Origin of the sequence: Mesorhizobium sp. WSM4976 (assembly GCF_029625685.1) — a bacterium.
Classification (GTDB): Bacteria; Pseudomonadota; Alphaproteobacteria; order Rhizobiales; family Rhizobiaceae; genus Mesorhizobium.
Map to the genome: position 1 here is coordinate 129,076 of NZ_JARTVT010000003.1, position 22,075 is coordinate 151,150.

21 protein-coding genes are annotated in these 22,075 nt (G+C 63.6%); 19 read left to right on the forward strand and 2 right to left on the reverse strand.

The window, feature by feature from the left end; all coding sequences use genetic code 11:
• Nucleotides 1-14 precede the first annotated feature (14 nt).
• The 4 genes from P9272_RS04710 (at nucleotide 15) to gndA (ending at nucleotide 4,358) form a co-directional block, all read left to right on the forward strand.
• Nucleotides 15-569, forward strand: a complete 555-nt coding sequence (locus tag P9272_RS04710) for a copper chaperone PCu(A)C (protein ID WP_278159405.1) — start codon at nucleotides 15-17, stop codon at nucleotides 567-569.
• A 30-nt stretch (nucleotides 570-599) separates the two neighbouring features.
• On the forward strand, nucleotides 600-1,118 hold the full coding sequence (locus tag P9272_RS04715; RefSeq protein ID WP_278159407.1) for a YcnI family protein: 519 nt from the start codon (nucleotides 600-602) through the stop codon (nucleotides 1,116-1,118).
• Between the two features lie 85 nt (nucleotides 1,119-1,203).
• A complete protein-coding gene (locus tag P9272_RS04720) occupies nucleotides 1,204-2,799 on the forward strand; it encodes a copper resistance CopC/CopD family protein (RefSeq protein WP_278159409.1) in 1,596 nt (531 codons plus the stop codon).
• A 122-nt stretch (nucleotides 2,800-2,921) separates the two neighbouring features.
• Complete coding sequence (gndA, locus tag P9272_RS04725) at nucleotides 2,922-4,358, forward strand: NADP-dependent phosphogluconate dehydrogenase (RefSeq protein WP_278159410.1); 1,437 nt, start codon at nucleotides 2,922-2,924, stop codon at nucleotides 4,356-4,358.
• On the opposite strand, the gene P9272_RS04730 is transcribed toward gndA, so the two are convergent.
• Nucleotides 4,346-5,392 (reverse strand): LacI family transcriptional regulator, encoded by a 1,047-nt coding sequence (locus tag P9272_RS04730; protein ID WP_278159412.1) that lies wholly within the window; start codon nucleotides 5,390-5,392, stop codon nucleotides 4,346-4,348. The two genes, gndA and P9272_RS04730, sit on opposite strands and share 13 nt — an antisense overlap.
• Before the next feature lie 387 nt (nucleotides 5,393-5,779).
• Here P9272_RS04730 and P9272_RS04735 point away from each other — a divergent pair, with 387 nt between their 5' ends.
• The 8 genes from P9272_RS04735 to P9272_RS04770 all read left to right on the forward strand — a co-directional run bounded on the left by P9272_RS04735 (nucleotide 5,780) and on the right by P9272_RS04770 (nucleotide 13,702).
• A complete protein-coding gene (locus tag P9272_RS04735; protein ID WP_278159414.1) occupies nucleotides 5,780-7,018 on the forward strand; it encodes an ABC transporter substrate-binding protein in 1,239 nt (412 codons plus the stop codon).
• Nucleotides 7,019-7,096: 78 nt separating this feature from the next.
• Nucleotides 7,097-7,990, forward strand: a complete 894-nt coding sequence (locus P9272_RS04740) for a sugar ABC transporter permease (protein WP_128260373.1) — start codon at nucleotides 7,097-7,099, stop codon at nucleotides 7,988-7,990.
• Entirely contained in the window at nucleotides 7,983-8,915 is a 933-nt protein-coding gene (locus tag P9272_RS04745; protein WP_278159417.1) for a carbohydrate ABC transporter permease, read from the forward strand. The genes P9272_RS04740 and P9272_RS04745 overlap by 8 nt, the downstream gene beginning before the upstream one ends.
• Nucleotides 8,915-10,012, forward strand: coding sequence for a sn-glycerol-3-phosphate ABC transporter ATP-binding protein UgpC (gene ugpC / locus P9272_RS04750; RefSeq protein ID WP_278159670.1), 1,098 nt, complete (start codon nucleotides 8,915-8,917; stop codon nucleotides 10,010-10,012). Before P9272_RS04745 ends, ugpC begins: the two co-directional genes overlap by 1 nt.
• A gap of 31 nt (nucleotides 10,013-10,043) precedes the next feature.
• The gene (locus P9272_RS04755; protein ID WP_278159420.1) at nucleotides 10,044-10,796 is read left to right on the forward strand and encodes a sugar phosphate isomerase/epimerase; all 753 of its coding nucleotides are present in this window, start codon (nucleotides 10,044-10,046) and stop codon (nucleotides 10,794-10,796) included.
• A 5-nt stretch (nucleotides 10,797-10,801) separates the two neighbouring features.
• A complete protein-coding gene (locus P9272_RS04760; protein WP_278159422.1) occupies nucleotides 10,802-11,944 on the forward strand; it encodes a Gfo/Idh/MocA family oxidoreductase in 1,143 nt (380 codons plus the stop codon).
• A gap of 167 nt (nucleotides 11,945-12,111) precedes the next feature.
• On the forward strand, nucleotides 12,112-13,158 hold the full coding sequence (mgrA, locus tag P9272_RS04765; protein ID WP_128260369.1) for an L-glyceraldehyde 3-phosphate reductase: 1,047 nt from the start codon (nucleotides 12,112-12,114) through the stop codon (nucleotides 13,156-13,158).
• Between the two features lie 139 nt (nucleotides 13,159-13,297).
• Complete coding sequence (locus P9272_RS04770; RefSeq protein WP_041003614.1) at nucleotides 13,298-13,702, forward strand: Fur family transcriptional regulator; 405 nt, start codon at nucleotides 13,298-13,300, stop codon at nucleotides 13,700-13,702.
• Between the two features lie 226 nt (nucleotides 13,703-13,928).
• On the opposite strand, the gene polA is transcribed toward P9272_RS04770, so the two are convergent.
• Nucleotides 13,929-16,892 carry a DNA polymerase I gene (polA, locus tag P9272_RS04775; protein WP_278159425.1) on the reverse strand — a complete coding sequence of 988 codons (2,964 nt, stop codon included), beginning with the start codon at nucleotides 16,890-16,892 and terminating at the stop codon, nucleotides 13,929-13,931.
• A 425-nt stretch (nucleotides 16,893-17,317) separates the two neighbouring features.
• Here polA and P9272_RS04780 point away from each other — a divergent pair, with 425 nt between their 5' ends.
• From P9272_RS04780 to P9272_RS04810, 7 genes are all read left to right on the forward strand, one after another.
• The gene (locus P9272_RS04780) at nucleotides 17,318-18,703 is read left to right on the forward strand and encodes a M20/M25/M40 family metallo-hydrolase (RefSeq protein WP_278159427.1); all 1,386 of its coding nucleotides are present in this window, start codon (nucleotides 17,318-17,320) and stop codon (nucleotides 18,701-18,703) included.
• A gap of 147 nt (nucleotides 18,704-18,850) precedes the next feature.
• Entirely contained in the window at nucleotides 18,851-19,471 is a 621-nt protein-coding gene (locus P9272_RS04785) for a ribonuclease D (RefSeq protein WP_128260366.1), read from the forward strand.
• Between the two features lie 67 nt (nucleotides 19,472-19,538).
• Nucleotides 19,539-19,739: a hypothetical protein gene (locus P9272_RS04790; RefSeq protein WP_128260365.1), complete on the forward strand. Its 201-nt coding sequence runs from the start codon at nucleotides 19,539-19,541 to the stop codon at nucleotides 19,737-19,739.
• A gap of 111 nt (nucleotides 19,740-19,850) precedes the next feature.
• Nucleotides 19,851-20,105 carry a GlsB/YeaQ/YmgE family stress response membrane protein gene (locus P9272_RS04795; RefSeq protein ID WP_278159430.1) on the forward strand — a complete coding sequence of 85 codons (255 nt, stop codon included), beginning with the start codon at nucleotides 19,851-19,853 and terminating at the stop codon, nucleotides 20,103-20,105.
• A gap of 27 nt (nucleotides 20,106-20,132) precedes the next feature.
• Entirely contained in the window at nucleotides 20,133-20,279 is a 147-nt protein-coding gene (locus P9272_RS04800) for a hypothetical protein (RefSeq protein WP_128260363.1), read from the forward strand.
• Nucleotides 20,280-20,736: 457 nt separating this feature from the next.
• On the forward strand, nucleotides 20,737-21,486 hold the full coding sequence (locus P9272_RS04805) for an acyltransferase (RefSeq protein ID WP_278159432.1): 750 nt from the start codon (nucleotides 20,737-20,739) through the stop codon (nucleotides 21,484-21,486).
• A complete protein-coding gene (locus P9272_RS04810; protein WP_278159434.1) occupies nucleotides 21,483-21,869 on the forward strand; it encodes a hypothetical protein in 387 nt (128 codons plus the stop codon). Before P9272_RS04805 ends, P9272_RS04810 begins: the two co-directional genes overlap by 4 nt.
• Nucleotides 21,870-22,075: the final 206 nt, after the last annotated feature.

Genomic DNA, 22,075 nt, shown 5'->3' on the forward strand with positions numbered 1-22,075 from the left:
ATCATGGAGCACCCATGTCCAATCTTCTATCCCAGGCGCAAGCCTTCGCCCTTCGCGGCACGCCGCAACTCGACTTCCGGCGGCGTCTCGCCTTCGCCGCGCTTTTCGTTGTTCTTCTCCTGGCGTGCATTCCCGGCGCCGTCGCGCATGAGTTCAAGGCCGGCGACCTCGAGATCGACCATCCCTGGTCGCGGGCGACGCCGCCCGGCGCCAAGGTCGCCGGCGGCTATTTCACCGTGGTCAACAAGGGCAGCGCGTCCGACCGGCTGCTGTCGATTTCCTCCGACATCTCCGACAAGGCCGAACTGCATGAGATGGGCGTCAAGGACGGCGTCATGACCATGCGGCCGGTCGAGGGCGGGCTGGAGATCCCGGCCGGCGGCAAGGTCGCGCTGAAGCCCGGCGCCTACCATCTGATGTTCACCGGCCTGAAGCGGCAGCCGAAGCAGGGCGAGAAATTTCCCGCCACGCTGACCTTCGAGAAGGCAGGCAGCGTCAAAGTCGAGTTCGCCGTCGAAGGCATCGGAGAGCCAGGCAGTGGCGACATGGACATGGACCACGCCGAATAATCCGCCGATCCGAAATCAGAGGGACAATTCATGAAGAAATATATCTTGGCGGCGGGCGCGCTTTGCACGCTCGGGACCAATGCCGCGCTCGCCCATATCACGCTAGAAACGCAGGAAGCGGCTGTCGGCTCGACCTACAAGGCGGTCTTGCGCGTGCCGCATGGCTGCGAGGGCAAGACGACGACGGCTGTGCGCGTGCAGATCCCGGAGGGCGTCATCGCGGTGAAGCCGATGCCCAAGCCCGGCTGGACGCTGCAGACCAAGAAGGGCAACTACGAGAAATCCTACCAGCTCTACGGCGAAACGCTTACCACCGGCGTCAAGGAAGTCGGCTGGAGCGGCGGCAATTTGCCGGACGAATTCTATGACGAATTCGTCTTCCGGGCCTCGCTTGCGGCCGACTTGCCGGCCGGCCAGATGCTCTATTTCCCGGTGGTGCAGGAATGCGGCGACGCCACTGATCGCTGGATCGAGATCCCGGCGACGGGCCAGGATGCGGACGCCTTGGAAACTCCGGCGCCCGGCATCAAATTGCTGCCGAAAAAATGATCTCTGTTGGCGCGCTCCATCGGGACGCGCCACCATTTCCTGTCACGACGGCATGAACGCAGCACAGTCTCCCTCGACGATCCGCATGCATACCCGCCCGCTTGTCTGGCTGGTGGCAGTGCTCCTGACGATGGCGGCATTGGCCATGCCCGGCCGCGCCTTCGCGCATGCGGCGCTGGTCGCGACCGATCCAGCCGACGGCGCGGTGCTGACGCAAAGCCCGGCGCAGTTTTCGCTGACCTTCAGCGAGCCCGTCTCGCCGCTGGTGCTCACGCTTGTGCGGCCCGATGGCTCGCAGCTTGCGCTGACATCCTTCCGTCTCAACGACCAGACGGTCGAGATCGACAATCCCGAAACGCTCAAATCCGGCTCGCATGTGCTGAGCTGGCGGGTGGTGTCGGTCGACGGCCATCCGGTCGGCGGTTCGACGCTGTTTTCCATCGGCGCGCCAAGTGCCGCGCCGGTGGCGGGCGAAGCCGTGGACTGGACGCTGCGCGCGGCGATCTGGGCAGCCAGGCTGCTTCTCTACGCCGGCCTCTTCCTCGGCGTCGGCGGCGCATTCGCGCTCGCCTGGCTGGCCGGGGACAGGCGCCGCGGCCAGCGCTTTGTCGCTGCGGCTCTGATTTTCGGCCTGATTGGCGCGCCGGTGTCGCTCGGGCTGCAGGGGCTCGATGGACTTGGCGCGCCGCTGGCGCGCTTTGCGACGCCGGCCGTGTGGAAGACAGCGCTGGAGACGAGCTTCGTCTGGACGGTGCTGATCGGCCTGATCGCGCTTGGTGTCGCTCTGCTGTCGCTTGCCGGGCCGTCAGGTCTTCGCAAGCTGTCGGCAGGCGCAGCACTGCTCGGTGTCGGCGGCGCTCTTGCCGCGAGCGGTCACGCCAGTGCCGCCGAGCCGCAATGGCTGACGCGGCCGTTGGTGTTCCTGCACGGCACCGCACTCGCCTTCTGGGCCGGGTCGCTGGCGCCGCTCGCTCTGGCATTGCGGCGGGAGCCGGCGGAAGCAAAGGTCTTTCTGCGCCGCTTCTCCCGCGCGATCCTGCCGGTCGTCATCCTGCTTGCCGCAAGCGGCGTCGTGCTGGCGATCATCCAGGTGCAGGAACCGGCCGCGCTAGTCCGCACAGCCTATGGCCGCCTGCTGCTGCTCAAGCTGGCGCTGCTGCTCTTCCTGTTCACGCTCGCCGCGGTTAATCGCTGGACGCTGACGGCGCCCGCCGAGGCCGGCGACACGGAGGTGCAGCGGCGGCTGGTTCGCTCGATCGGCATCGAGGTGGTCATTGTGCTCGCCATTTTCGGCGTCGCGGCCGGCTGGCGCTTCACCCCGCCGCCGCGCGCGCTGGCGATCGCTGCAGCGCAGCCGGTGTCGATCCACATCCACACGCTGGAAGCGATGGCCGATCTCAGCATCACGCCTGGACATGCCGGCACAGTCGCCGCATCGATGGTGATCATGACCGGCGATTTCGGGCCGCTCGATGCCAAGCAGGTGACGCTGGTGCTGTCGAAGCCTGATTCCGGCATCGAGCCGATCAAGCGGCCGGCGAGCAAACCCGGCGACGGCACCTGGCGCGTCGACAATCTCGTCATTCCGCTGCCCGGCCGCTGGAACGCCAGGCTCGATATTCTCGTTTCAGACTTCGAGATGGTGAAGATCGAAGCACCGATCGATATCCGGTCCGATTGAGGACCCGTCCACGTAGAATACGGCGAGGCGGTTGACGCCGCCGCCGAGCCCCGTCATTCATCTGGAAAAGGCGTTCTCTGGGACGCAGCCTCCAGCAAGCATGCGAAAGCAGGGAAGAAACGATGGAAAAAGCCGAAATCGGCCTGATCGGCCTTGGCACGATGGGTTCCAACCTGGCGCTCAATATCGCCGAGCACGGGCATCGCATCGCCGTCTTCAACCGCACGCCGTCGCGCACCGATGCCTTTGTCGAGAGTGCCGGTTCGCTCAAGGATATGGTCGTCCCCTGCTACAGCCTGGAAGAACTCGCCGCGGCGATCCGGCCGCCGCGCCCGATCATCATCATGGTGCTGGCCGGCAAGCCGGTCGACGAACAGATCGCGGCACTGCGCGGCGTGCTTTCCGACAACGACATCGTCATTGATGCCGGCAACGCCAATTTCCGCGACACGATGCGGCGCTTCTCAGAACTCTCCGGCTCGGGCCTGACCTTTATCGGCATGGGCGTTTCGGGCGGCGAAGAAGGCGCGCGCCACGGTCCGTCGATCATGGTCGGCGGCACCGAAGAGTCCTGGAAGCGGGTCGAGAAGGTGCTGACGGCGATCTCCGCCAAGTTCAAGGATGAGCCTTGCGCCGCCTGGCTCGGGCATGACGGCGCCGGTCACTTCGTCAAGACCATCCACAACGGCATCGAATATGCCGACATGCAGATGATCGCCGAGATCTACGGCATCCTGCGCGACGGCCTCGGCATGGCGCCCAAGGAAATCGGCAAGGTCTTCGAGGAATGGAACAAGGGCCGCCTCAACTCCTACCTGATCGAGATCACCGCCAAGGTGCTCGCCGCCGAAGATCCCAAGACCGGCAGGCCGGTGGTCGACATCATCCTCGACCGCGCCGGACAGAAGGGCACCGGCAAATGGTCGGTGATCGAGGCGCAGCAGCTCGGCATTCCGGCGACGGCGATCGAAGCGGCGGTCGCGGCGCGGGTGCTGTCCTCGATCAAGGACGAGCGGCAGGCGGCGGAAAAGGCCTATGGCAATATCGGCGTCGAGAAGATTTCCGGCGACAAAGCCGCGCTGCTCAAGGATCTGGAACTGGCGCTGTTCGCCGGCAAGATCGCTGCCTACGCGCAAGGCTTCGCGGTGATGAGCGGCGCCTCGAAGGAGTTCAACTGGAACCTGCCGATGCCGACCATCGCCAAGATCTGGCGCGCCGGCTGCATCATCCGCTCCCAGATGCTGGACACGATGGCCGAGGCGTTCGGCTCCGGCAGCGCGTCCACCAACCTCCTGATGGCCCCGGCCTTCATCGCCATGATGAAGGAGGCGCAGCCGTCGCTCCGGCGCATCGTGGCGCGGGCCTCCGAAGCCGGCTCGCCGGTGCCGGCGCTGGCTTCGGCGCTCGCCTATTTCGACAGCTACCGGCAGGGGCGCGGGACGTCGAACCTCATCCAGGCACAGCGCGACTTCTTCGGCGCGCATGGCTTCGAGCGCATCGGCGAGCAGGGGGCTTTCCATGGTCCGTGGGGGAGTGGGGCTGAGCATCAGCCCCGATAGGGCAGAACCTCGCTCGGCTTGCTCAGCGATTGCAGCGAGCCGGGTTCCTTGCCTGCAATCCAGCCGAGCACGGCACGGGCCAGCTCTGAGCCGGCCAGCCGGAAATCCTCGTTGACGACGAGCAGCTCCCGCCGGAACAGGTGCAGCACCTCCGATGACTGTTTCGACACCACGTCGACATCGCGGCCGAGCTTCAGGCCGGCATCCTCGATGCCGGCGACGACGGCGAGCGTTGCCGCGGCGGCGCTGCTGATGATGCCGTCCGGGCGGTCGTCTCGGCGCATGAGCTGGGCGGTGCGCATCCTGATCTGCTCGATCGTATGGTCGATGGAGACGGTGTTGAACGGCACTTCGCTGGCGCCGGCCTCGCTCAGCGCATCGGCAAAGCCATTCACCGTATAGCGGTAATAGGTGAGGCCAACCGGCGGTGTCACAAGCGCCAACCGGTTGCGGCCCTTGCCGGCGAGCGCGCGGACGGCTTCGCCGGCAAAAGCATAATTGTCGAAGTCGTGATAGGGATGCACCAGCCCCATGTCGGTGCGGCCATGCGTGGCGAAGGGAACGCCATGCTCCAGCATGTAGCGCGCCCTCGGGTCGTTGGGCTGCGTGCGCGAGATGATGACGCCATCGGCCGAGCCCGTCTCGACCAGGTAGCGCACCGGGTCCAGCGGATCCTGCGAACGCGAGTAAGGCGTGACGATAAGGTGATAGGGGGTATCGGCGATCACCTCGGTGACGCCGTAGATAATGTCCGAGACGAAGCTCATCAGCTCGTGCTCGGTGTTCAACACAAGCGAGATGACGTTGGTCTTGCCGGTCCTCAAGCGTACGCCGGCGCGGTTCGGGCGATAGCCGATCTGTTTGGCCACCAGCTGGACGCGGCGCCTGGTCTCCGCGCCGATCTCGGGTGCATCCTTCAGCGCACGCGACACCGTCGTGACGCCAAGCCCGGTCATGAAGGCGAGCGTCTTCAGCGTCGGCCGCTCCTTGCCCGACGTGTCGTCGTTGTCCTTCTTCTTTACCCGTCTATCCATTCGTCCCGCCCGTCAGGCGCATAGCAGCCGCGGGACCGACCGGCAATCGTGCGGCGTTGACGATTGCGCGACTTCTGCACGCGACGAGCGCCCAGTATACTGAAACGTTACAGGTTGCCAATCTTCGTGATTGGCCGGGTAAGGTCACGACCTTTGCAGTCCGCGTGCAGAGAGGAACCCAAAGTCCCTGGAATCAAAAAGAAATATCGATCTAGGGTCGATTTCAGCCCCGATCGGTCACTTTGGCGCCAGCATCGGCTCCTTGAGAGAAGGATTTTGTTCGCGCCTCGAAAAAATCTTAGGCTGCTTTGAGACAAGGGGTTGCCTATGCCGGTCATTTGCCGTATCCAAAATCTGTAACGTTTCAGATTCTGGGAGGAAGCCGAAATGCGATACAAATTCCTGACCGGTGCCTTTGCAGCGACGGTCGCACTTAACTTCGCCGGTCCGGCGGCAGCAACCGACCTGGAAGTCACCCATTGGTGGACTTCTGGCGGCGAGGCGGCGGCGGTGGCCGAGCTTGCCAAGGCCTTCGACGCGACGGGCAATCACTGGGTCGACGGCGCTATCGCCGGCTCCGGCGGCACGGCTCGGCCGATCATGATCAGCCGCATCACCGGCGGTGACCCGATGGGCGCCACCCAGTTCAACCACGGCCGTCAGGCGGAGGAGCTGGTGCAGGCCGGGCTGATGCGCGACCTCACCGATATCGCCACCAAGGACAAGTGGACGGAGATCGTGCGGCCAAAGAGCCTGCTCGACAGCTGCACCATCGGCGGCAAGATCTATTGCGTGCCGGTCAACATCCACTCCTGGCAGTGGCTGTGGCTGTCGAACGAGGCCTTCCAGAAGGCCGGTGTGCCGATGCCGAAGGACTGGAACGAATTCGTGGCCGCCGCTCCGGCGCTGGAGAAGGCCGGCATCATCCCGCTTGCGGTCGGTGGTCAGCCCTGGCAGGCATCGGGTGCCTTCGACGTGCTGCTGGCCGCGGTTGGCGGCACCGACGCCTTCCTCAAGGTCTACAAGGACAAGGATGCGAAATTCGCCGCCGGCCCCGAGATCGCCAAGGTGTTCAAGGCGGCGGACGACGCCCGCAAGATGGCCAAGAACACCAATGTGCAGGACTGGAACCAGGCCACCAATCTGGTCATCACCGGCAAAGCCGGCGGCCAGATCATGGGCGACTGGGCGCAGGGCGAGTTCCAGGTTGCCGGCAAGACCGCCGGCAAGGACTATGCCTGCCTGCCCGGCCTCGGCCTGAACGAGGTGATCGCCACGGGCGGCGATGCCTTCTATTTCCCGCTGCTCAAGGACGAAGCGAAATCCAAGGCGCAGGAAGTGCTGGCCGAGACGCTGCTCGATCCCAAGACCCAGGTCGCCTTCAACCTCAAGAAGGGCTCGCTGCCGGTGCGTGGCGACGTCGACCTCAACAGCGCGAATGACTGCATGAAGAAGGGTCTCGCCATCCTCGCCAAGGGCGCGGTCATCCCGTGGACGGACCAGTTGCTCTCGCAGGACAGCCAGAAGCAGAAGGAGGACCTGTTCTCCGAATTCTTCGCCAAGCCCGACATGACGCTCGAAGAAGCCCAGAAGCGCTTCGCCGACATCATCGCTTCCGCCGACTGATCGACGGCGCCCCCGCCAACTCCCGTCCCCAGCCCATCCGGGGCCGGGAGTTTGACGTCTCACTGTCCGGCTGCCGAGATGAGCAACAGCGAACGCCCCAACCAGCTATTTCGCAACCTCAACGCCAAGATCGCGTCGGTTCCGATGATCCTGACGGCTCTGGTGGTGTTCGTCGGCGGAACGGCTTGGACGGTGCTCTACTCCTTCACCAATTCGAAGCTGTTGCCGCGGCTCAACTTCGTCGGGCTCGACCAGTATCACCGGCTCTGGTCGACATCGCGCTGGCTGATCTCGATCGAGAACCTCCTGATCTATGGGGCGATCTCGCTGGTGTTCTCGCTGGTCATCGGCTTCCTGCTGGCGGCGCTTCTCGACCAGAAGATCCGTTTCGAGGACACGTTCCGCACCATCTTCCTCTATCCCTTCGCGCTGTCCTTCATCGTCACCGGGCTGGTCTGGCAGTGGCTGCTCAATCCGGATTTCGGCGTGCAGCGCGTCGTGCGCGACCTCGGCTGGACGAGCTTCAGCTTCGACCCGCTCTATAATTCCAGCATCGTCATCTACGGCATCTCGATCGCCGCGCTCTGGCAAGGCACGGGGCTCATCATGTGCCTGATGCTAGCCGGCCTGCGCGGCATCGACGAGGACATCTGGAAGGCGGCGCGAGTGGACGGCATCCCCGCCTGGAAGACCTATCTCTTCATCATCATCCCGATGATGCGGCCGGTCTTCATCACCACGCTGGTGATCATCGCCGCCGGCATCGTCAAGGTCTATGACCTCGTCGTGGCGCAGACCAGCGGCGGTCCCGGCATCGCCTCGGAAGTGCCGGCGAAATATGTCTATGACTACATGTTCTTCGCCCAGAATCTCGGCCAGGGCTTCGCCGCCTCGACCATGATGCTGCTTTCGGTGGTGATCGTCATCGTGCCCTGGGCCTATCTCGAATTCGGAGGCAAGAAGCGTGGCTGACATCGCCTCCCTGTCCCCCGGCGCGGAAGCGCTCAGGCGCGGTGCCGCCGGCCCGAGCGGGCCGAAACCGCGGCACGTGCTGTCGCGCCGCAACATCTTCCTCTACGGCACGCTGATCGTCGTGGCGCTCTACTATCTTTTGCCGCTCTACGTGATGATCGTCACATCGCTGAAAGGCATGCCCGAGATCCGCCTCGGCAACATCTTCTCGCCGCCAATGGAGGTCACCTTCGAGCCCTGGGTGAAGGCGTGGGCGACGGCCTGCACCGGGCTCAATTGCGACGGGCTCTCGCGAGGCTTCTGGAATTCGGTGCGCATCACCGTGCCGTCGGTGGTCTTGTCGATAGCGATCGCATCGGTGAACGGCTATGCCCTCGCCAACTGGCGCTTCAAGGGCGCCGACACCTTCTTCATCATCCTGATCGTCGGCGCCTTCATTCCCTACCAGGTGATGATCTACCCGATCGTCATCATCCTGCGCGAGATCGGTATCTACGGCTCGCTGACCGGGCTGGTGATCGTGCATTCGATCTTCGGCATGCCTATCCTGACGCTGCTCTTCCGCAACTATTTCACCTCGATGCCGGAGGAATTGTTCCGCGCCGCGCGCGTCGACGGCGCCGGCTTCTGGGGCATCTATCTGCGCATCATGCTGCCGATGTCGCTGCCGATCTTCGTCGTCGCCATCATCCTGCAGGTGACCGGCATATGGAACGACTTCCTGTTCGGCGTCGTCTACACACGCCCCGACACTTATCCGATGACGGTGCAGCTCAACAATATCGTCAATTCGGTCCAGGGCGTGAAGGAATACAACGTCAACATGGCCGCTACCATCCTGACCGGGCTGGTTCCGCTGATCGTCTACTTCGTTTCCGGCAAGCTCTTCGTGCGCGGCATCGCCGCCGGCGCGGTGAAAGGATGATGATGGACATCGCCAATCCCAGCGTTTCGATCCAGGACCTGTCGCTCAATTTCGGCGCCGTCTCGGTGTTGCAGACGCTCAACCTGGATGTCGCCGAGGGCGAGTTCATCGTGCTGCTCGGCCCGTCCGGCTGCGGCAAGTCGACCTTGCTCAACTGCATCGCCGGCCTGCTCGACATTTCGGACGGGCGCATCTTCATCAAGGGCAAGAACGTCACCTGGGAAGAGCCGAAGGACCGCGGCATCGGCATGGTGTTCCAGTCCTACGCGCTCTATCCGCAGATGACGGTGGAGAGGAACCTCTCCTTCGGCCTGCGCGTCGCCGGCGTGCCGAAGGACGAGATCGCCAAGCGCATCGCTCGCGCCGCCGAGATCCTGCAGATCGAGCCGCTTTTGCAGAGGAAGCCCTCGGCGCTTTCGGGCGGCCAGCGCCAGCGCGTGGCGATCGGGCGGGCGCTGGTGCGCGATGTCGATGTCTTCCTGTTCGACGAGCCGCTCTCCAATCTCGACGCCAAGCTGCGTTCGGAATTGCGCGTCGAGATCAAGCTGCTGCACCGACGCTTGCAGAACACGATGATCTACGTCACCCACGACCAGATCGAGGCGATGACGCTGGCCGATCGCATCGCGGTGATGAAGGGTGGCGTGATCCAGCAGCTCGACGCGCCGCAGACCATCTACAACCGCCCCGTCAACCGGTTCGTCGCCGGCTTCCTCGGTTCGCCGGCGATGAATTTCACTGACGGCAGGCTGGAGAAGGACGGCGGCGACTGGCACTTTGCCGTCGAGGATGTGCGCATCCCGCTTGCGACCTATGCCTTCGAGAAGGAGCCGGCGCCAGGCCCCGCAGTGTTCGGCATCCGGCCCGAGCATGTCGCCTTCAACAGCGGCACGGGCTGGCCATTCGCCGCGACGGCCAATGTCGAGGTCGTGGAGCCGATGGGCTCCGATACGCTGGTGTGGCTGAAGCTCGGCGGGCGGAACTTCACCGTGCGCGTCACCTCCGAACGCACGCCGAAGAACGGGGATCCGGTCAGCGTCGGCTTCGATCCGATGCGCGCCTCGCTCTTCGACGCTCAAACAGGCAACCGAATTTAATCTCCCAGGACCAACCGAACGGACAGGACAGATGAACTGGTCATTCCAACTCTACAGCGCCCGCAATTTCCAGCCATGGGACGGCGTGGTGAGAATGCTCGGCGAGCTCGGCTACAAGGAAGTGGAGGGCTTCGGCGGCGTCTATGACGACCCGAAAGCCTTCCGCGCCGAGCTCGACAAGAACGGGCTGGCGATGCCGACCGGGCATTTTTCGATCGACGCGCTGGAAAACGACTTGGACGGCGTGCGCAAGATCGCCGACGCGCTCGGTATCACGCTGCTGGTCTGCCCCTATCTGATGCCCGACCAGCGTCCTTCCGACGCCGCCGGCTGGCGCGGCTTCGGCGAGCGCCTGGCCAAGGTGGGCGAGACGGCGAAGAAGGGCGGATACGGCTTTGCCTGGCACAATCATGATTTCGAGTTCAAGGCGCTTGCCGACGGCTCGCTGCCGCAGGACCACATCCTGTCCGCCGCACCCGATATCGGCTGGGAAATGGACGTCGCCTGGGTGGTGCGCGGCGGCGCCGATCCGCTGCCCTGGATCGAAAAACACGGCAAGCGCATCGTCGCCGTGCACGTCAAGGATATCGCCAAGCCGGGCGAGCGGCTGGACGAGGACGGCTGGTCCGATGTCGGGCACGGCACGATCGACTGGGCGGGCCTGTTCAAGACATTGCGCGCCAAGAGCGCGGCGCAGTATTTCATCATGGAACAGGACAACCCCAACGACATCGAGCGCTATGCCCGGCGCTCGATCGCGGCAGCCAAGAGCTGGCAGGAGTAATTGAAATGGCAGACAAGCTTGGCGTTGGCGTCATCGGTTGCGGCAACATATCGAGGGCGTATTTCTCGCTGGCGCCGCTGTTCCGCGGCATCAAGATGCGCGCATGCGCGGACATCAACATGGATGCGGCGAAAGCGCGGGCAAAGGAGTTCAAGCTGCGCGCCGAGACGGTCAACGATCTTCTCGAGGACGACGAGATCGACATCATCGTCAATCTGACCATTCCGGCGGTGCATTACGAAGTGTCGAAGCAGGCGCTCGACGCCGGCAAGCATGTCTATTCGGAAAAGCCGTTCGTGCTGTCGATCGAGGAAGGGCTCGACCTCAAGAAACGGGCCGAGAAGAAGGGCCTGCGCATCGGTTCGGCGCCGGACACGTTCCTCGGCGGCGCGCACCAGCTGGCCCGCGAGCTGATCGACAGCGGCAAGCTTGGCAAGATCACCAGCGGCACCTGCCATGTGATGGGCCACGGCATGGAACACTGGCATCCCAATCCGGACTTCTTCTTCCAGCCGGGCGCCGGTCCAGTGCTGGACATCGGACCTTACTACGTCACCAACCTGATCCAGCTGATCGGGCCGGTGAAACAGGTGGCGGCTTTCGCAACGACACCTGCCAAGGAGCGGACGATCAGCTCCAAACCGCGCGCGGGCGAAAAGATCCCGGTCAACACGCCGACCACCATCCATGCGCTGCTCGAATTCGCCAATGGCGCGGTGATCACGCTCAACACCTCCTGGGACGTCTGGAGCCACGGCCACGCGCCGATGGAGCTCTATGGCGAACTGGGCACCGTCTTCGTGCCGGACCCGAATTTCTTCGGCGGTGAGGTGCGCTTCACCGACTCGGCCAAGCCGGTGAAGAAACTGCCGAAATGGAACCATCCGTTCGGCGTGCCGAACGAGATGCACGGCCAAGGCATGATGGCCAATTACCGCACCGCCGGCCTTGCCGACATGGCTATCGCGATCGCCGAAGGGCGGCCGCACCGCTGCTCGATGGAATTGGCATTGCACGCCGTCGACGTGATGACCGGTATCCTGCGTTCCGGCGAAAGCGGCAAGTACGTCGCGATGCAGACGAGCTGCGAGCGGCCGGCCGCGCTCGGCATCAAGGACGCGAAGGCACTGCTGGCCAAGAAAAACTAAGTGGCAACCCTCTCCCCGTTTCGGCGGGGAGAGGGTAAGGGTTAGGGGCAAGCATCGATTCAATTGACTCCTGAGCCAAGCATGAAGTCGCCCGAAAACCGCTCGACACTTTTCGGCTTCATGCTCTAGCGGCGCTTGCGGCGCCGCTTCGATCCCGAGGATTTCCCATGCCCTATGTCCCCGCCGAAAACCGCTACGAGCAGATGATCTATAACCGCTGCGGCCGGTCCGGCCTGAAGCTGCCGGCGATCTCGCTCGGGCTGTGGCACAATTTCGGCAACGACACGCCGCACCGGACCAAGCAGGCGATCGTGCGCAAGGCCTTCGACCTCGGCATCACGCATTTCGACCTCGCCAACAATTACGGCCCGCCGCCAGGTTCCGCCGAAACCGCATTCGGCGAGATCCTGCGCACCGATTTCGCTGCTTATCGCGACGAGATGATCATCTCGACCAAGGCGGGCTACGGGATGTGGGCCGGTCCCTACGGCGAGTGGGGCAGCCGCAAATATGTGCTGGCCAGCCTCGACCAGAGCCTCAAGCGCATGGGGCTCGACTATGTCGATATCTTCTATTCGCACCGTTTCGATCCCGAGACGCCGCTCGAGGAAACGATGGGCGCGCTCGACCATGCAGTACGCTCGGGCAAGGCGCTCTACGTTGGCATCTCCTCCTACAATTCGCAGCGCACGCGCGAGGCGGCCGACATCTTGCGGCAGCTTGGCACCCCCTGCCTCATCCACCAGCCGAGCTATTCGATGCTCAACCGCTGGGTCGAGGAGGACGGGCTGCTCGACACGCTGGAGGGGTTGGGCATCGGCTCGATCGTCTTCTCGCCGCTGGCGCAAGGCATGCTGACCGACAAATATCTCGGCGGTATTCCTGAGGGCAGCCGCGCATCGCAGGGCAAGTCGCTCAGGCCGGCTTTCATCAACGACAAGTCGATCGCCAACATCAAGGCGCTCAACGCCATTGCCGGCCGCCGAGGTCAGACGCTGGCGCAGATGGCGCTGGCCTGGGTGCTGCGCAAGGGCCGCGTCACCACGGCACTGATCGGCGCCAGCCGGCCGGAACAGGTCGAGGATTGCGTCGGCGCGCTCAAGGCGCTGGACTTCAGCGACGCCGAGCTTGCCGAGATCGACACTTACGCGCGCGAGTCCGACATCAACCTGTGGGCCGCCTCCGCCGAACGCAAAGGGCCGCCGCGCAAGTAGCGTTTAGCCGGCGAACCGTCGGCGCCCAGTAGCGGGGGCTGCGGAAACAGTGGCAAAATCACTCGTTCGTCGCTATCTCAGGGGAAATTGAAGTCCTTGACATGCGGTCGCGCGTGCAAGCGTCGATTGGGCGAACAAGATGACGGCAAGAGATGCGCTGACCAAGAACCAGCTCTGCGTGCTGGAGAAGCTCGAGGCGTCGAGCGGGCCGCTCAGCGCCTATACTCTGCTCGACCAGCTGCGCGAGCGCGGTTTCCGGGCGCCGCTGCAGGTCTACCGGGCTCTCGACACGCTGGTGAAGTCGGGCTTCGTGCACCGGCTGGAAAGCCTCAACTCCTTTGTCGCTTGCGCCGAGCCGCACGACCATAGCCATTCGATGACCGCCTTCGCCATCTGTGACAATTGCGGCCAGGTGACCGAGATGTCCGACCACGACGTCGACCACCGGCTGGACGAATGGGTGCGCTCGACGGGCTTTGCGGCCAAGAAGGCGGTGATTGAATTCAGGGGCGTGTGCGCGAAGTGCAGGGCGGAAGCCGCTTGATGAGTCAGCCGGCTTGTTGATGCTGGTGCGAGGCACCCCCCCTCTGTCCTGGCGGACATCTCCCTTGCAAGGGGGAGATTGGAGGTTCTGGCGCTCCGCTCATTTCTGCAACGTTGAAGATAAGCGAAATCAGAGATGACGGCTGATCTCCCACCTTGCGGGGGGAGATGGCAAGCAGGCCAGAGGTGAAGGAACTCGGCGGCGGATTGTTGCCGCCGTTTTCAGGCTAATGCGCCTCGTCCCAATTGTTCGCCGCCCGTGCATCGACATGCAGCGGCACCGACATCGAGACTGCCGGCATGGGCGCGTTTTCCATCACGCGGCGCACGACGGGAATGGTCGCTTCGACTTCAGCTTCCACCGTTTCGAAGATCAGCTCGTCATGCACCTGCAACAGCATGCGGGCGGATAGCTTCGCCTTCTCCAGCGCTTCCTCCATATGCACCATGGCGCGGCGGATGATGTCGGCGGCGGTGCCCTGCAGCCTGGCGTTGATCGAGGCGCGCTCGTTGAAGGCGCGGACCGACGGGTTGGAGGATCGTATCTCCGGATAATGGATGCGCCGGCCGAAGATGGTTTCCACGAAGCCGTGCTCGCGCGCATAGGCCTTGGTTTCCTCGATATAGTCGCGGATGCCGGGGAAGCGCTCGAAATAGCGCTTGATATAGGCGCTCGCCTCGTCGCGCGGGATCGACAGCTGGTTGGCGAGGCCGAAGGCGGAGATGCCGTAGATGATGCCGAAATTGATTGCCTTGGCGCGCCGGCGCACTTCCGACGGCATGCCCTCCACCGGCACGTTGAACATTTCCGACGCGGTGATGGCATGGATGTCGGCGCCGTCGGCGAAGGCCTGCTTGAGCTGCGGGATCTCGGCGACATGGGCAAGCACGCGCAACTCGATCTGGCTGTAGTCGGCCGAGACCAGCTTGTGGCCCTTGTCGGCGATGAAGGCGGTCCTGATCTTGCGGCCCTCGGCGGTGCGTACAGGAATGTTCTGCAGGTTGGGGTCGGAGGACGAAAGCCGCCCGGTCGTGGTCGCGGCAAGCGCATATGAAGTGTGCACGCGGTTGGTGCCGGGGTTGATGAAGCCGGGCAGCGCGTCGGTATAGGTCGACTTCAACTTGGTGAGCTGGCGCCAGTCGACGATCTTGCGCGGCAGCTCGTGGCCTTCGGCGGCAAGGTCTTCCAGAAGCTGCGCCGAGGTCGACCACTGGCCGGTCTTGGTCTTCGAGCCGCCCGGCAGGCCCATCTTGCCGAACAGGATGTCGCCGAGCTGCTTTGGCGAGCCGATGTTGATGCGCTCGCCAACGATGCCGTAAATCTCTTCCTCGACGCGGGCAGCGCCCTGCGCCAGCTCGCCCGAAAGCCTGGACAGGATCTGACGGTCGACCGAGATGCCGCGCTGCTCCATGCGGGCAAGCACCGGCACAAGCGGCCGTTCCAACCGCTCATAGACGGAAACGAGGCCCTTGGCGGCGAGCCGGGGCTTCAGCAATTGCCAGAGCCGCAGCGCCAAGTCGGCCTGTTCGCCGGCATAGGCGGTCGCGCGCTCGATGTCGACCTGATCGAAGCCGATGGCGCTCTTGCCCGAGCCGGCCAGTTCCTTCTTCGACGCGGGCGCGTGGCCGAGCCACTTTTCCGACAGCGAGGCGAGGTCATGACCGCCCGACGTGCCGGCGTCGAGCACGTAGGAGATCAGCATCGTGTCGTCGAACGGTCCGACCTCGATGCCGTGCCGACTCATCACGACGATGTCATATTTCATGTCCTGCACGATTTTCAGGACCGACCGGTCCTCGAGCAGCGGCTTGAGCAGCGCCAGCGCCTCGCGGACCGGGATTTGGTTCTCCAACTGGCCGCCGCCAAGCAGGTCGCCATTGCCGCTCTTGTGCGCAAGCGGCACATAGACGGCGCGACCGGGCGCGATGGCCATGGACAGGCCGATGAGATCGGCCCGCATCGGGTCGGACGAGCTGGTCTCGGCGTCGAAGGCGAGGATGCCGGCGTCGCGGGCTTCGGCGATCCAGGCCTTCAGCGCGGCCGCGTCGCGGATGGCGCCATAGGCCGAAGGATCGATCTTGCGGGCCGCCGCCTGTTCCAGCCGCAGCGCGGAGAGGAGCGATGGGGTGTCGCCCTGCGGAGGCGCATCCTCGCCCCTCGTGGCGGACGCGGCGGGTTTTGCGTCGCCGTTTGGCTGAGGCGCCGGCTGTCGCGGTGGCGCTCCGGCGCCGACATCGGGCCCGTGCGCGGCATCGGCCCGCTCGACGATGACGGCGGAAGCCTGGACGTCGCCGATCTCGGTGGCGGTCGCCTCTGCGACGCGTCGCGTCAGCGTTGTGAATTCCATGGTCTTCAAGAAGCCGATCAGCTTCGGTCCGTCCGGCGCGTGCAGCACCAGGTCGTCCAGTCCTTCTTTCAGCGGCACATCGTTCTTCAGCGTCACAAGCTGACGCGAAATGCGGGCCTTGTCGGCATTGGCGATGATTGTCTCGCGCCGCTTTTCCTGTTTGATCTCGGAAGCACGCGCCAGCAGCCCGTCAAGGTCGCCGAACTGCTCCAGCAGCTGCGCAGCGGTCTTCGGGCCGATGCCGGGCACGCCCGGCACGTTGTCGACCGAGTCGCCGGTCAGCGCCTGCAGGTCGATCATCTTTTCCGGCGCCACTCCCCATTTCTCAATCACTTCGGGGATGCCGATCTGGCGGTCCTTCATAGGGTCGTACATTCCCACCGTCGGGCCGACCAGCTGCATCAAATCCTTGTCGGATGAGATGATGGTGGTGTCGGCGCCGACCTCGCAGGCGAGCCGGCAATAGGTGGCGATGATGTCATCGGCCTCGAAACCCTCCATCTCGATGCAAGGCAGGTTGAAGGCCACGGTCGCCTGGCGGATCAGCCCGAATTGCGGGATCAGATCCTCCGGCGGAGCGGAGCGGTTCGCCTTGTATTCGGGATAAAGATCGCTGCGGAAGGTCTTCGAGGAATAGTCGAAGATGACGGCGAAATGCGTCGGCACGATGCCTACATTGGTGTTGCGAGCGTCCTGCATCAGCTTCCAAACCATGTTGCAGAAGCCAAGCACGGCACTGGTCGGCAGACCGTCGGATTTGCGGTTGAGCGGCGGCAGCGCGTGATAGGCGCGAAAAATGTAGCCGGAGCCGTCGACGAGGAAGAGGTGATCGCCTTTTTTCATGCCGGCAGGGATAGCGCGGCCAGCCTTCGCGGTCCATGCCAAAGGCGGCGGAACCCACCGGTTCGGGCAACACCCCTGACACATCCTGTCCGGCGGAAATTTGGGCGCTCACGGGCATGTTACAAAAGTGTAATTTTCATGCCCTTGAATCGCCATGTTCACAAACCCAAATACACATCATCGGCAGTTTTCGCCGAAGTCCGGAGCAAGGCCCGTCCCCCGCCTATTCCGGGCAAACTGCGGCAGCCTATCCCCCCTCTCCGGGCTGCCGCAACGTTTCGAGTAAAGACCGCCGTGGTTCCCCCTCCACCACGGCGGTCTTCTTTTATGTTGCGGCAGCGATTGCCCGGGTTGGTCCAACAATCACGGCTTTTCGTTTTCGGCGTGGCCCTTTAGGGTCTGCCCAAAATCGAAAGGCAAAGAGCATGTCCAGAATCTCCCTCGTCCTTGAGCGTCTCGACCAGAACCTCGACCAGAGTCTGGAGCGGCTGTTCGGCCTGCTCGGCATCAAGTCGATCTCCACCGATCCAGCCTTCGCCGCCGACTGCCGCAAGGGGGCCGAATGGCTGGTCGCCGAGCTCAAGCTGATCGGCTTCGACGCGAGTGTGCGCGACACGCCCGGGCATCCGATGGTGGTGGCGCATCACGAAGGCCCGGCGGGCGCGCCGCATGTGCTGTTCTACGGCCATTACGACGTCCAGCCGGTCGATCCGATCGAATTGTGGGACACCGACCCGTTCGCGCCTTCAATCAAGGAGATCGAGCCTGGACGCAAGGTGATCACCGGCCGGGGCTCGGCCGATGACAAGGGGCAGTTGATGACCTTCGTCGAGGCCTGCCGCGCCTGGAAGCAGGTGCACGGCAATCTGCCCTGCCGCGTCACCATCCTGTTCGAGGGCGAGGAGGAATCCGGCTCGCCGTCGCTGAAGCCGTTCCTGGAGGCCAACGCCGCCGAGCTGAAGGCCGATTTCGCGCTGGTCTGCGACACCAGCATGTGGAACCGCGAGACGCCGTCGATCTGCGTGTCGCTGCGCGGCATGGTCGGCGAGGAGGTCACCGTCAAGGCGGCCAGCCGCGACCTGCATTCGGGCCTCTATGGCGGCCCGGCCGCCAATCCGATCCGCATCCTGGCCAAGGTGCTGGCCGATGTTCACGACAAGGACGGCCGGGTCACTATTCCGGGCTTCTATGACGGCGTCGAGGAGACGCCCAGCCAAGTGCTGAAGTCCTGGGAAGGCCTCGGCGAAACGGCCGAGACTTTCCTTGGCCCGGTCGGTCTCTCCATCCCGGCCGGCGAAAAGGGGCGCTCGGTGCTCGAAATGACCTGGGCGCGACCGACGGCGGAATTCAACGGCATCATCGGCGGCTACACCGGCAAAGGGTTCAAGACGGTGATCGCGGCGGAAGCGTCGGCGAAAGTGTCGTTCCGGCTCGTGCACAAGCAGGATCCGAAGAAGATCCGCGCCGCCTTCCAGGGTTTCGTGCGCGAGCGCATTCCCGGCGACTGCTCGGTGGAATTCCATCCGCATGGCGGCTCGCCGGCGATCCAGCTTTCCTACGACTCGCCGTTCCTGGCCAAGGCCAAGGACGCGCTGTCCGATGAATGGGACAAGCAGGCGCTGACCATCGGTAGCGGCGGCTCCATCCCCGTGGTCGGCGATTTCCAGACCTATCTCGACATGGAATCGCTGCTGGTCGGTTTCGGCCTGGATGACGACCGCATCCATTCGCCGAACGAGAAATACGAGCTGACCTCCTTCCACCAGGGGCAGCGATCCTGGGCGCGTATACTCGATGCGCTGACCCGCTGAGGCGAAAGTCACGAAAGAGGTGAGATTCAACTTTCTGTTGATTTTTCGCCGGATCGCGGCGAGGACGAATTAGCTGGCGCGAAGTGCCGCGGCGTGCTGCGCGCATCCCAGGGATGTGCGGCGCCGCTGTGCGATCCGGAGAAGAGAATGACCGATATCCGTTTCCACAAGAACGATCTGCCCGACCTCACCCGCTACAATGTCGAGGCGGTGGCCATCGACACGGAAACGCTGGGCCTGAACCCTCATCGCGACCGGCTATGCGTGGTGCAGATCTCGCCCGGCGACGGCAGCGCCGACGTCATCCAGATCGCGCCTGGCCAAAAAGAGGCGCCGAACCTCGTCAGCCTGCTCAGGAACGGCGCGATCACAAAGTTGTTCCATTACGGCCGCTTCGACATCGCCGTGCTTTACAATGCCTTCGGCGTGATGGCGGAGCCGGTGTTCTGCACCAAGATCGCCTCGCGGCTCGTCCGCACTTACACCGACCGCCATGGGCTGAAGGATCTCTGTAACGAGTTGCTCGGCATTGGTCTCTCCAAGGCGCAGCAATCCTCGGACTGGGGCGCAGAAACGCTCTCGCCCGAACAGCTCGACTATGCCGCCTCCGACGTGCTCTATTTGCACCGCCTGCGCGAGGTGCTGGCGGCGCGCCTGACGCGCGAAAACCGCACCAAGGAGGCGGATGCCTGCTTCCGCTTCCTGCAGACCCGCGCCAAGCTCGACCTGATGGGCTGGGCCGAGGAAGACATCTTCGCGCATAGCTGACGGAACCCGGCGCGTCAGCGGGCGTTCTTGCCTGCTCACGGAGCGGGCCGGTTCGTGGAGGGAGTGAATGGCAGAGCGCAAACCGATAGAAAGCGCGCCGAAGGACGGGTCGAAGGTCACCATCCTGTGGAAGGACGGCGACGGCGTCGTCAATGAATCCGTCGGGCAGTACCGCGATGGCGGCTGGTGGGTCTACACCGACAGCGACACGCAGAAGAGGGTCGATCCGACGAGCTGGCGTCCGGCATCGGGTGACGACGACGAATGAAGCTGGCGCTGGCGAGGCTGGCCGCTTTCCAATAGGTTCCATCCGTCACAGTCGGATGGTCGATTCGGGGCGTGTGGCTTCGTCGGTCCTCCGCTCACGGAGGGATTGGCAATGGGAATTGAAAGCCTGCTCGTTTTCATCATCGTCGGCGCGATCGCCGGCTGGCTCGCCGGCCTGATCGTCAAGGGTTTCGGCTTCGGACTGGTCGGCAACATCGTCGTCGGCATCGTCGGCGCCGTGATCGCCGGCTGGATATTCCCAAGGCTGGGCTTTGCCGTCGGCGGCGGGATCCTTGCGACGATCATCGACGCCACGATCGGCGCGGTGGTCCTGTTGGTGCTGATCAAACTGGTGAAACAGGCCTGATCTTCAAACAGACATCGGGGACGCGCCATGAAGCAGAACATGCTCTATGTCATCATCGGCGCTCTCGTGGTCGTGATCATCGCGCTCGGCATCTATGTCTATCGCGAGCAGACTAGGCCGAAAGGCGTCGAGCTCAAGATCGACGACAAAGGTATTTCAATCCAGCAGAACTGATCACGGTGGCCAGCCGCCGGCGCCGTGAGGGATAGACTGGCTTTGCGAGACGACATTGCGCCGGGGGTATTTCGGCCGGAGATACAGGGACTGCGCGGGCTTGCCGTAGCCTTTGAGCAAGGCGCGCTGTGGCCAAGGCGGCGGGACTTTGAGCACCCATCCATTCGCAATGGTGCGGCGTCCAGCAGGGTGGTCGACCTGATCTCGAACCGGACCACGCGAGAGTTGGATGTTGAAAACCAAGGGTTTTCAACAGGCTGCATAAACACTGCTTTAACCCGCTCCATCTAGTCTGCAATCCTAACGCCAATAGCGCCGGAGCAGGCAAGCAAGAGCCGTGGCGAACCGCAGGGACAATCACGTCGAACCGAGCTTCAGGCGCCCACTGCGCGCGATGTAAGGTCGGGGATCGCTCCGAGTTGGTGGCCGGCAAGGCGCGGGGGCGCGTGATCTAAAGATGAAGTCCTCGACCGGAGAATACTATCCAGCGCTGGATCATATCCGTGGCTTGGCGGCCTTTCTGGTCTTCACCTTTCACTTCCTCCATGCATCTCCGGATGGGCCGGTCGCCTATGGCTTCGTACCGGCTCTACCCTTGTTCGCCATCCTGGACGAAGGGCACACCGGCGTCTCGTTGTTCATGGCGCTTTCTGGCTACCTTTTTGCCAAGCTTCTTGACGGCAAGCAGGTCAGATATCTGCCGTTCTTCGCCAACAGGGCGCTCAGGCTGCTGCCCCTTTTGTTCGCCGTGATTTGCATCGAGGCTTACCGCAGATATCTGGCAGGCGAGGACCTCGGCACGTATTTCACCGATGTCGGCAAGGGACTGATTTTCCCCACGCTTCCCAATGGCGGCTGGTCGGTCACCGTCGAAGCTCATTTCTACCTTTTGCTGCCGTTCCTGCTGATGGCGTGCAGGCGATTCCAGTTTGCGCCGTTGCTGTTCGTTGCTGCAGCCATTTTGCTGAGGCTCGCTTTGTATGTGCAGTTCGGCGAGGTGCAGTGGGCAGCGTACTGGACGATCATAGGACATGCGGACCAGTTCCTGGCCGGCATTCTTGCCTTCCACTTTCGCGCCTATGCGAAGGGCAGGCACTGGCTGGCGCTGGCCGTTCTGGCGTCATTTTCGGGATTCTTCTGGTGGTTCGACGCGGCGGCGGGTTCTACCATCTGGGGCCCCGGTCGGCGCCGCCCTGGATATGGGTGATCCTGCCCACCCTGGAGGCGGCCGCCTACGCCTTCGGGATCGCCTACTACGACACGACCTTTGCAAGGAAGCAAACGAGCCTGCCGTTCAGGATCATGGAGAAGGCCGGATCGTACAGTTATTCGATCTACCTGCTGCACCTGTTTTTCGTGCACGAGCTCGCCGCATTCATCAACGACAGCATCATGGAGATCAGCAATTTCTACGTCGCATGCCTCTGGTCCATGGCGTGCTTCGTGGCAACCATCCCAATCGGTTATCTCAGCTATTCCTGCATCGAAGCGCCGTTCCTGCGCCTGCGTCTTCGATATGTCGTGCCGGCTGCCGCTGATGCGATCCCGGCCAGAGCCAGGCGCGCCGCGGCGGCTTCCCAGCCGGGCTGAAGGTGCAGTCACGGCAGTGGCAAGGTCATCTTGCCGCTTGACGCAGGGCAGCGCACCGAGCAGCCGGAAGTGGAGTTTCAGCCGCTGAGGTCAGGCGGATGAATGGCCCTCTCGCAAATCCCTGATCCGCTCGCCCTCTGACGGCGGCTCTCCTCGTGCCGCCCAAGTGGCGATGGCGGTGGCACATTCAGAAAATCCCAAGGGTT